Raw genomic sequence first — 10,567 nt, forward strand, 5'->3', positions numbered from 1 at the left:
GCGGCGACTGGAGCGCAGCCGTGTGCTCTTCCGATCTTGTCCGGCGCGCCGCGCGGCACGACCTCTGCACACCTTGCGCGCGCGGCGCTGGAGAGCATCGCGTATCAGTCAATCGATGTATTGAAGGCCATGGAAGCCGACTCCGGCATGCGCATCGGGGAATTGCGCGTGGACGGGGGAGCCGTGGCCAATGACCTGCTGATGCAATTCCAGGCCGATATCCTCGGTGTCGATGTGGTGCGCCCGCAAATCAGCGAGACGACCGCACTCGGCGCGGCCTATCTTGCCGGGCTCGCCGTGGGGTACTGGAAAGATGTGGATGAGTTGCAGAGCCAGTGGAAGCTCGACCGGCGTTTCTCGGCGGCCCTTCCTGCCGAAGACGTCAGGCGTCACATGCAGGGGTGGCATCGCGCGGTGGACGCCGCCAAGGTCTGGGCTGACGCGTCCTGACCCTGCCTTCATCCGGGTGAGCGGATCGCCCGGATGACAGCCACTGCATTCATCTTTCCCGGAGCAATCTCTAGTGTCCTCTACCTCAATACCCTTCACGAAAAAGCAATGCATCGGAGAACTAATTTCCGAGGCGGTCGCGGTTTTCATCGTCATCGCGTTTGGTGATTCCGTCGCGTGCATGTACACCCTCTATGACCCGAGCCCTTACGCGAACGCATATTGGGGCGTCTGCATCTCGTGGGGACTGGCGGTCACGCTTGCCATCTATGTCACGGGGTCGATATCCGGCACGCATGCAAACCCGGCAGTCACGCTTGCGCTTGCCTTGTTCCGCGGCTTTTCGTGGAAGAAGGTCGTGCCTTACTGGGCGGCGCAACTGCTTGGCGGCATTCTTGGCGCGGTGATCGTGTATGCATTGTTCGGACCGGTCATCGACCATTACAACCTGACGCATCATCTGACGAGGGCGGAAGGCGGGGCCGCCGGGGTGTTCTTTACGCATCCGGGCCTGGCGGTCACGCCCATGCACGCGTTCTCCAACGAGGTCATTCTCACTGCGCTGCTGCTCTTCGGCATCTTCGCGATTACCGAGCAGTTCAACGAAATGGCGCCGCAAGCCAATTCGGGCGCGCTCATGATCGGCCTGCTGGTAGCGATCCTGGGTTCATCGATGGGATATCTCGAAGCATGGGCCATGAACCCCGCACGCGATCTCGGTCCGCGACTGTTCGCCTACTTTGCAGGCTGGGGATCGTCGGCGCTGCCGTCGCCCGACAACTACTGGTGGATTCCGGTGGCTGCGCCCTTGCTTGGCGGTGTGATTGGCGGCGGGGCTTATCAGTTGCTTATCTATCCCTTCCTGCCGGCCAGAACAAAGGCGAAAGCGATGCCCCTGGAAAAACGCGACAATGCTGCCGCTCAAGGACAACGCACTTGAGCGTGTCCTCGGCGGTCTGAGGATCTGGCGCCGAACGTCGATCCGTTTGGCGCCAATTCAATCAATGCCGGTCACTGATTGCCGGCGGGGCTGCTGACCGGAGACACGGATGTTCCCGTGTCCGATACACCGCCATAGGCGCTTGAGCCATTACCGGCGTGTACACGCGCTTCAGCGGCCTGGATATCCGACGGGTAAGTAGCGTCCTGCGAAACCGGCCGATACCCCGCGCTTTCAAGCTGGACCAGATCTGCGCGTACTTCCGCACGGGTAACCGGCTCGGCCGTTTGCGCAAACGACACAACAGGCGTAGCCAATGCAACGGCCAGCGTTGCGTAGATAAGTGTTTTCATGATGGTCTGCCTCTATGCGAATGAAACGTGCGGCTTCGTTCGGCGCGAAAGAAGCCCACGGTCATGCGCTATTCAACCCGCGATGACCATGACTCGATTCTGAGGGACTCACGCTGACCTGATGCTGACGCCAAAATGACAAGGACGCCATGTTGCGGCAGATGAAGGCTTGAAACAAGGGATCTGTAATCGCGGTGCAGTGCTCAGCGCGGGGCGATCAACGCGTCAGCGCTTATCGTCTGCCGATTCACGCCGCGAGTGTTTGCGCGCGTCGAAGATGCCCCAGATTGCTATCGACAGTCCGATTCCAAACCCGCAAGCCAACAACACGTAAGTGCTCATCCGCAACCTTGAAGAATGTGAGGCGGCGCTCGAAAAAGTCTGCGCCCGGATGTCACGCACCAATGGCGACATCGTCGGACTGATACTACCGATTCATTCTTTCAAAACGCATGCCGTGGTCTATTCGCTGGAGTCAGTCGGTCACCGGAACCGTATCGAGCCCTGCCCAGCTCACACTCGAGACCCCTTTGTCCATGCTGAGCCGGCTCGCAACCGCTTCGACTTTCGATTGAAACTTCGGGTGCGTTTCAAGCGTGGCAATGACCTCGACGCGTCTGGATTCATCGTCTATATCGCGACTGCTCAGCCCCTGAAACGACAACGGTGCAGACACCATGGAATTGGTGATGAGCGCGCGGACATTCACCTCGTCCTGCTCACGGCAAACGACGGTCAGCACGTACTTGCGCAAAAGATCGGCGGACGCGACCGGCGCGGTATTGATGGCACGCCCCACTTCTCGCAGCACGGTGTTGATGAAAAGGATCACCGCCGTTCCCGCAAGCGCCGGACCATAGTGTCCCGCGCCGCACAGCACGCCCACCGCAGCGGAACACCATAACGTAGCCGCCGTATTGATGCCCTGGATAGCACCCCGCTCGCGCATGATGACGCCGCCACCAAGGAAGCCGACACCGGACACCACGTACGCCGCGATCTGCGTAAGGGTGGTCGTGCCGTTACCGGTCATCGCGCCGAGCAGCACGAACAGGCACGCACCGCACGTGACGAGCGTGATGGTGCGAAGTCCGGCGGTGCGCTGGCGCATTTGTCTTTCAAGACCAATGCCGATGCCACAGGCCAATGCCGCGAGGAGAGGGAGAAGATAATCCAACATGAGCGATTCTTTAACTTGTATTGTCGCGCGGGTATTCCCGGTCCGCGGCAACGCGGACCCAGCGCCACCGTATTGACTGCGTATGACAGTCAAATGACAGCGGGCAAACCAATGCCCGGAACGTGGCTGATCACTGCGCCAAATAAACGCGCAGATAGAAAGTACACGGGCGAGGTATGAAGACGCGCACCGTCTGCCTGCTGGCAGGACGGCGGCTCGAGATAAAAGCGTGGGTCCTGCCGGTCAGGCAGCGAGATACTTCGAAGGTCGATTACTGCAAGTGTCCAAGGCGTCAGCCCCAATTTTTACGATGCCCGGATTTTAGGCAGCCGCGAAGCGGCACGTCAACCTTGATTGTGAGGCCCCAGGAAATTCCAGGCCTGCGATCGAATGGCGAAACACGCGAGAAGCGCGACAGCTAATGCGCTTCCAGGGCCAGTCGTCCGAGACGCTGGAACGCGTCGTCCAGGGTCTGATCGAAGGGTTGCGGGCAACTCAAGCGAATGAAGGAGGCAAAGCGCCGCGAGTTCGAGAATATGGTCCCTGGCGCGATGCGAATCCCTTCCGCGAGCGCAGCTTCGAAAAGACGTTCCGAGTCCGTACCCGAAGGCAATTCCACCCATAGCAGAACGCCGCCCGCCGGCGCGCTCAGCCGTGTACCGGATGGAAAATACCGCGCAATGGCTTCCGCGGTCGCAATCCGTTGAGTCACGAGGCGCTCACGCAGTTGAAACAGATGCCGGTCATAGGCCCCTGAACCCATGAACTCGGCAGCGACCAACTGGGACAAGGCTTCATTGTTCCGGCTTTGAGAAAACTTAAGCATCTTCACGCGTTCGTGCCATCGGCCGGCAGACATCCATCCCAGCCGCATGCCGGGCGCCAGCACCTTGTTCAGCGACACGCAATGAATCACCCCGCCGCTTTTGTCCCACGCTTTAAGGGGTTTGTGCTGGTCGGGTTCATCGAGCAGTTCGCGGTAGGGATCGTCCTCGATCAGCGCGACCTTGTGCTGAGCGCAGAGTCGCACAAGCTCGACCTTGCGGTCATCGGGCATATTGCAGCCAAGCGGATTTTGCAAATGCGGCACGACGACCAGCGCCTTGATATTTCCATAAGCACGAAATGCCATTTCCAGCGCTTCGATGGATATCCCCGTGGACGGGCTGGTGGATATTTCAAGCGCCCGGAGCCCAAGACTCTCGATAATCTGCAAGACACCGAAGAACGCCGGTGATTCGATGGCAACCGTATCGCCGGCCTGCGTGACCGCGCGCAGCGCGAGATTCACCGCTTCCACGCCGCCGTTGGTGACGACCACCTCTTCCGGCGACACCACCACCCCGGAAGAAAGCGCTCTCCTGGCAACGGCTTGCCTGAATGACGCGCCGCCGGAATCACGCCCGGACTCGGTGAGCAGCGTCGGTTTCTGGCGCAGGAGTTTGATGGTGAGTGCTTGCAGGCGCGCTGTGGGATAAAGCGCGGCCGCGGCAGTCGCCCCACCCAGATTCAACGCGTCAGGATATTGCTGCGCCAACGCAATGACCTTCGATATGGATTCATGCAACCCGACAAAGTGCGCCTCGCCGGGTGATGCGGTATTAGCCGGTTCATCCACGCAAGGTAAGGACGGACTCGTGCGCCTTCGCACGAAATACCCTGAACGCGGTTTCGCTTGCAGCCAGCCCGCGTCCTCGAGCCGGCGGAACACTTGAAGCGCCGTGGAGAGACTGACGTGATGCCGTGTCATCAGCACCCGCACCGAAGGCATGCGATCGCCCGGCGCCAGCGTTCCGGACGTGATCACCCGGCGATAATGCTCGGCAAGGCGCTCGTAGAGCGGCTCGCCTGCCATTGGGAGGTCGCGCGGCAGAATGTCTGAAGACGTGGTCATGTGCTCATGCTGCCGGTGCGCGAGTGCGTGCGCCAGATACAGACGCGCCAATTATTAACGGATACAGATCAACGAATCATGATCTGTTGCGCAACAGATTCTACCGCGCTGAGTCTGTCGCACAAGCGTGGCGGCCAATAAGCTCGAAGGTGTTCAAGCCTTTAGCGAGCTTATGTCATGAAGACCGTCCATTTGCATTCCGGTGAGATCCACGCCAGCCGTCAACGCGCGGGAACGCAGTTCGTTGCAGTGCACGGCGCGGTGCGTTTGACGTATCGCGATCCTTCGCTCGACTGGCTCATGGATTTATGGCCTCGCGTTTGCGTCGGTCTTGAAGAAGGCGATGCTCATGTCATTTCCTGCAACGCCTGGGTCGAAGTCGATCCGGTCGGGGATACAGCGGTCGTGGGCTTGCTTGAGAAACCCGACGGCATCGGCATATCCATCGAAAAGTTTCGCGCGTGGCTCAAGGAGAAAACCCGCCCGTCGTGTGCCAAGGCTTAGCGCCCAGCCAATGCCCGGAATACTTTGATGCGCGCGAGATGCGGCCGGCGCAACACCGACATGCGACGCGTCCTTACGGCACTCGGCGACCAAACATCTTGCGAACCGATCGCGCTTTGCCGAAGCGGTCGGTTGGCGGAACTAGCAGGTAATATCCGCCGCTTGTGCTCGTCGGCTGTTGCTGGCGAGTGCAAGACTGCCATTGCCAATTTCAGATCAACGCCTGGCAAGTTGGCCTCGCCGCCCAGTCAAACGTCCTTCCATTGACGATAGGTCGCCGCCTGCCCGCGATACACACCGTCATCATCGATCAGGTTCCAGACCGTCACGTTCTCGATCCAGAACCGCCTGCCCGACTTTGCAATGCGGAGGCCGCGGTAACCGCTTGCATAGCCCTTGGTGCGTACCGATTCCAGCAAGGCGTCGCGCTCGTCGCGATCAGGATGTTCAGCCGACAAACGCGAACGCAACGCTGTAAATTCGCTCCATGAGTACTCGAAGCACTTTTGTGCCGCGCGATTTGCGTACACGAAGCGCGGGTCCGCGTCGGTGTCATGTGCGACGACGCAAAACGGCGCGTCTTCGTATAGCCACCGAGCGGCATCTTCCTGCAATGCATTCTGATCGATCAAAGGTGTACCGACAACGCGAAGATGGCTGCTGACGAGCAACTTGCAGAAATCGGGATCGAGGGCTAACAACGTTGTCATGGGTCAAGTCCGCCAAGAGGTTTCTCCGCCTACATTATTGCGCACCCTTGGAAAAATGCTCTGGCAGCCAGAAGTTGCGAATCGAAAACCGCATTTTCCATCTCAATATAAAGTCTTGACAATCAGCCCTTGCTTCACAGTGAAAGGACTATAGTGTCCTTGGCTCATCTGAAATATTTGTTCTGGATAACAAATCAATTTATTTGTTCGGACGACAAAATAATGAAACCAGTCACTTTCAAACTCATGAACGCAGCCGCGCTTTTTGTATTGACCGCACTGCCGGCAACGGTGGCGCTCGCGGCCCCTTTGATCGTCGCGCATCGGGGCGGTGCTGGCGACATGCCTGAGAATACCCTTCAGGCATTTCACGCAGCGCTCGATAACGGCGCAGATGTATTGTGGATGACCGTGCAGGTGACGAGAGACGGCGTTCCAGTGCTGTACCGCCCCGGCGATCTTCGCGAACTGACGGATGGGCGTGGGCATATTGACGACATCACACTAGGCAAGATAAAAAAACTCAACGCGGGTTATTCGTTCGAGTCGAAAGACGCGTCGGGCAAGATCACTTACCCATATCGTCACACGCCGCTGCGTATCCCCACTCTGCAAGAAGCGTTGAAAACTGTTCCTGCGTCCGTGCCGATCATGCTCGACATGAAACAAACGCCGGTCGCGCCCCTCGTGCTCGCCGTCGCACGAATTCTTGAGGAGTCCAACGCGTGGTCGCGCGTGCGCCTTTATTCCACCGACGCAGAAGCCATCCAGAAAATGAGGTCTTACCCGAACGCGCAAGTGTTCGAAACGCGCGATGCGACGCGAGACCGTCTGCTCAACCTCTCGCTGGGCGGTACCTGCGACAACCCGCCGCCCGCCGGAAGCTGGGTGGGTATCGAGTTGCGCAGACAGGTCGAAATAGTCGAGCGCTTTGCGCTTGGGACCGGCGTGTCAAGGGTCTACGCCAAATGGTGGACGCCCGCCGCCGTGAAATGCTTCAGGACGAACGGGATGTGAAGATCGTGGTGTTCGGCGTGGACTCGGCCGAAGCATACGCAACGGCGACGAATCTGGGAATCGATGCGGTCATGACAAATTCACCGCGCGCGATGCGTGTGGAAAAGACGCCGCGCTAAAACCCGTGGTTCGCCTTTCATCGGGACGCGGCCGAATCAAAAGAAGATGAAGTCATCGTTGCTATCAGGAATGGCGTCGATCACGCGTTGCAACCCGCGGCCGCCAAGCCATCCGGCAAACACGATCACAACGGCGAGGCACATGCGTGCAGGCATGGATTGCTTGCGCATTTAACGCGCTGCCGTTGCGTTCGAAGGCAGGATCGAAGCCAGCACTTCGGATAATTCCGTCGTGACGAAACGCAGTTCGCTGCGCGCCTCGACGTCGATATGGCCCGCGTTGTGCGTGTCGTACAGCTCCGTTATGAGCTTTGCGTGGTCCGCGCTCAAGCCAGCGCGTTGCAGCGTTGGCGTCCATTGTTCCCGCGGCAGCTCGTGCGCTTTGATCTCCCGGCCGATGACTTCGCTCAGCGTGCGGGCGACATCGAGTGCGCTGACGCGTTGGGGACCTTCCACGCTCACCGTGCGCAGCCCGTCGGCGTAGCCGTGATCGAGCAGCAGTTGCGCCGCAAGCCGCCCGACGTCCTGAGCGGCGACCGTCGGAAAGCGTTTGCTCAGCGGATGATGCAATGAAGGCAAGATCCCCGTCGATAAAACCACCGGCAGCACCCGCGCCCAGTTCTGCATGTGCTCGGCGGCACGCAACAGCGTCAGGTTTTGCATCACCGGCTTCAACTGGTTTTCCAGCGCGTGAAAAAGCATGGTGATGCCCGTGCCGCTTTCCAGCTCCGCGCCGTAGTCGGACAACGCAAGGACCCGCGACGGTGGATTGGCGCGCAAGGCCTCGACGGTCATGTCGATCATGCGATGCATGGAAGCGGCCGGATGCGGGTCGCCGATTGGCACCGGGCAAAGGATCTGCACCGCGTCGGCGCCGCGAAGCACGTTCGAAACCGACGCTCGGTCCAGCAAGTCGGCGAGTGCAATTTCACATCCGAGTTGCGCCAGATCCGCGCCCTGTTGCTCGTTCCTGACCACCGCCCGGACCGCATGCCCCGCGCCGCGCAATGCAGCCGCCGTCGCCTTTCCCACGTTTCCCGATGCTCCAAAAATCACGATCATGCGGCGCTCCGTTTGTTTGCCTGAATGCTGGCATCGTAGGAAAGAACGGCATTCATGGCGCGCACGCATGGATGACAATGCGCAGATCCGGATGATTGTTTTATGCCTTGCATCATGGCTTCAACTATCAAGCAAACCCGCGGAAAACCACGCACAATGCAGCCTGCCTCTCGCTCAAGGAGTCGTCATGAACACAGCAACGCCGCAACCCAATAGTTCGCGGGTCAATCTGCGCTCCAGCAAGGACCGCGGCTGGACTGGTTTTGGCGCGGCGCTGCTCGGTGTATCGGCAGGTGTGCATCGGATTCCCGCGATGCCGCATCACAGGGTCGGCGTCCATGTCGGGCCACCGGTCGTGGCGCGTTGCGTCACGAGCGAATACCGGCTTTCGCGCGTGCAGGCGCACGGCGATGCCGACGTGATCCCGGCAGGACTCGAAGGTCAATGGACGGACGAATCCGACTGCACGATCCTGAGCATCTGGATAAGCGAGCCGTTTGCCGGCAGAACGCTGGAACAACTCGACCTGCGCCCGAGTCGTGCGCAGATTCGTCCGCAGCTTCAGATGCGCGATCCACGTTTCCAGCATCTCGCCTGGGCGTTGCGCGCCGAACTCGAAGCCGACGATTGCTCCGACCCGTTGTATGCCGAAAGCCTCTGCACCGCGATGGTCGTGCGTCTTGTCGATGGCGGCGTGACGAGCGCAGCGCTCGAGAACAAGCGCCGCACACTGGCGCCGAAAACGACGGCGAGGATCGTCGAGTTCATTGAAGACAATCTGGATCAGCGCCTGACGCTGGGTGACCTCGCCGCGCTCGCGCAGCTCAGCGTTCCGCATTTCAAGGTCTTGTTTCGCGAAACGCTCGGTTTGCCCGTGCATCGATATGTCATTGAACGGCGCGTGGAACGAGCAAAGGCGCTGCTGATGCAAGGCAAACTCAGCACCAGCCAGATCGCGCTCGATACGGGTTTCGCGCATCAAAGCCATATGGCGCACTGGATGAACCGTCTGCTTGGACTCACGCCGCGCGAAATCGCGAAGGCTCGCGGGGAAGCATGACCATTTGCGAATGAGCGATATCGAGAACACATCCCGCGCATCGACATCCGCGTACAACGCCGATTTCGGCCTGTGGGCGCTCACCTTCAGTTACGTGCTCAGCCAGTTTTTCCGCAGCTATGTGGCGGTGATCTCGACGCAGCTCATCGGTGATTTTCACTTCACGCCGCAAATGTTCGGCTGGTTCTCGGGCGCGTTTTTTCTCGTCTTCGCGGCGGCGCAGATTCCCGTCGGCATACTCTTCGACCGCTTCGGAGTGCGTTATCCGACGGCCGTGCTGATGAGCATCGGTACGGTGAGCGTCGCTTTGTTATCCGTGACCGAGGATCCCGTTCTCGCGATCGTCGCACAGGCGGGAATCGGGCTCGGATGCGCGCCGGTCTTCATGGGTTTGCTGAACCACGTGCTGCGCAATAGCGAAGGCGGCAGTCCGCGCAGCGTTCGCGCGGTTACCGCGGTTACTACAGCGAGTGCAGTCGGCATGATCGGCGGCTTGCTGGCGGCGTTTCCGCTGAGCCGCGCAACATCGGTTTATGGATGGCGGCCGGTGATGGGGTTATCGGCGATGTTCATGCTGATCGCGACGCTCGGCATCATGTTTTTCGTGCGTCGTCGTGAACATAGCGCTTCCTACGCGGTTCGCGCGGCCGGAGCAGCGGCAGCATCGGGCAACAAGAAAGGCATGTGGACCTTGATGCCCGTATGTCTTGCCATGTCGGTGGGCGCGACGTTTCGTACGTCATGGGGCGGCCCCTATCTCGCCGATGTATTCGGCTTCGACGTCATCGCCCGGGGCAATGCCATGACCATCACGAGTGTTGCGGGGATCGCAGCGTCCTTCTCCATTCCGCTGCTCGTGCGGCGAATGGCGCCGAGAACGCTGACGCTCGGATGGCTTGCGGCCGGCGTGTGTGCCGCGCTCGTGCTGGCATCGACACCTGCGCAAAGCCCGGTCATCAGTGTCGGCGCGATCTGCCTGCTGCTGTCAGTAGGCGCGATTCATCCGCTCGTGATGTCGCAAGCGCGCGGCATCATCGCGCCCGCGAAACTCGGGCTTGGCCTCGGGTTGCTGAACAGCCTCGTGTTCCTGGGCGTGGCGCTGGCAAGCAGCATCTTCGGAATGATCGCGGAGCATGCGCGTCATGCGGGGTTATCGAGCGCGGACTTGTTTTCGCGCTTGTTTCTGGTCACAGCCGTGCCGCTCGTGATCGGCGCGATTGCTTACTGGTTCAGCCCGACGGGCCCCGTTGGGCCGGGCCCCGTCGGGCTGAACCAGTA

General features: G+C 60.1%; 13 protein-coding genes. 7 read left to right on the top strand and 6 right to left on the bottom strand.

What is annotated here, in order from left to right:
• Positions 1-450, top strand: a 450-nt coding sequence (locus tag ACRXB1_RS20160; protein ID WP_449492996.1) for an FGGY-family carbohydrate kinase, incomplete at its 5' end; no start/stop codon positions are given.
• A 73-nt stretch (positions 451-523) separates the two neighbouring features.
• Complete coding sequence (locus tag ACRXB1_RS20165) at positions 524-1,390, top strand: MIP/aquaporin family protein (protein ID WP_449492997.1); 867 nt, start codon at positions 524-526, stop codon at positions 1,388-1,390.
• Between the two features lie 71 nt (positions 1,391-1,461).
• Here the strand turns inward: ACRXB1_RS20165 and ACRXB1_RS20170 are convergent, their stop codons facing one another.
• From ACRXB1_RS20170 to ACRXB1_RS20180, 3 genes are all read right to left on the bottom strand, one after another.
• Positions 1,462-1,743, bottom strand: coding sequence for a DUF4148 domain-containing protein (locus ACRXB1_RS20170; RefSeq protein ID WP_062002054.1), 282 nt, complete (start codon positions 1,741-1,743; stop codon positions 1,462-1,464).
• A 475-nt stretch (positions 1,744-2,218) separates the two neighbouring features.
• On the bottom strand, positions 2,219-2,923 hold the full coding sequence (locus tag ACRXB1_RS20175; RefSeq protein WP_449492998.1) for an MgtC/SapB family protein: 705 nt from the start codon (positions 2,921-2,923) through the stop codon (positions 2,219-2,221).
• Between the two features lie 418 nt (positions 2,924-3,341).
• Positions 3,342-4,817 carry an aminotransferase-like domain-containing protein gene (locus ACRXB1_RS20180; protein ID WP_236873627.1) on the bottom strand — a complete coding sequence of 492 codons (1,476 nt, stop codon included), beginning with the start codon at positions 4,815-4,817 and terminating at the stop codon, positions 3,342-3,344.
• A 177-nt stretch (positions 4,818-4,994) separates the two neighbouring features.
• Between ACRXB1_RS20180 and ACRXB1_RS20185 the strand changes: the two genes are divergently transcribed.
• The gene (locus ACRXB1_RS20185; protein WP_449492999.1) at positions 4,995-5,321 is read left to right on the top strand and encodes a hypothetical protein; all 327 of its coding nucleotides are present in this window, start codon (positions 4,995-4,997) and stop codon (positions 5,319-5,321) included.
• Between the two features lie 248 nt (positions 5,322-5,569).
• Here the strand turns inward: ACRXB1_RS20185 and ACRXB1_RS20190 are convergent, their stop codons facing one another.
• The gene (locus ACRXB1_RS20190) at positions 5,570-6,031 is read right to left on the bottom strand and encodes an MEKHLA domain-containing protein (protein ID WP_075358380.1); all 462 of its coding nucleotides are present in this window, start codon (positions 6,029-6,031) and stop codon (positions 5,570-5,572) included.
• 222 nt (positions 6,032-6,253) lie between these two features.
• Between ACRXB1_RS20190 and ACRXB1_RS20195 the strand changes: the two genes are divergently transcribed.
• Both ACRXB1_RS20195 and ACRXB1_RS20200 read left to right on the top strand, forming a co-directional pair.
• Positions 6,254-7,048 (top strand): glycerophosphodiester phosphodiesterase family protein, encoded by a 795-nt coding sequence (locus ACRXB1_RS20195; RefSeq protein WP_449493000.1) that lies wholly within the window; start codon positions 6,254-6,256, stop codon positions 7,046-7,048.
• Complete coding sequence (locus tag ACRXB1_RS20200) at positions 7,024-7,167, top strand: hypothetical protein (protein ID WP_449493001.1); 144 nt, start codon at positions 7,024-7,026, stop codon at positions 7,165-7,167. Before ACRXB1_RS20195 ends, ACRXB1_RS20200 begins: the two co-directional genes overlap by 25 nt.
• 36 nt (positions 7,168-7,203) lie before the next feature.
• On the opposite strand, the gene ACRXB1_RS20205 is transcribed toward ACRXB1_RS20200, so the two are convergent.
• Positions 7,204-7,338, bottom strand: a complete 135-nt coding sequence (locus ACRXB1_RS20205) for a hypothetical protein (RefSeq protein WP_375507610.1) — start codon at positions 7,336-7,338, stop codon at positions 7,204-7,206.
• On the bottom strand, positions 7,339-8,229 hold the full coding sequence (locus ACRXB1_RS20210; protein ID WP_449493002.1) for an NmrA family NAD(P)-binding protein: 891 nt from the start codon (positions 8,227-8,229) through the stop codon (positions 7,339-7,341).
• Positions 8,230-8,416: 187 nt separating this feature from the next.
• Here ACRXB1_RS20210 and ACRXB1_RS20215 point away from each other — a divergent pair, with 187 nt between their 5' ends.
• Entirely contained in the window at positions 8,417-9,289 is an 873-nt protein-coding gene (locus ACRXB1_RS20215; RefSeq protein WP_449493003.1) for a helix-turn-helix domain-containing protein, read from the top strand.
• 10 nt (positions 9,290-9,299) lie between these two features.
• Positions 9,300-10,567 (top strand): MFS transporter (locus ACRXB1_RS20220; RefSeq protein ID WP_449493004.1); only part of this gene is annotated, 1,268 nt, incomplete at its 3' end.

The sequence above is a fragment of the Caballeronia sp. M23-90 genome, assembly GCF_053574605.1.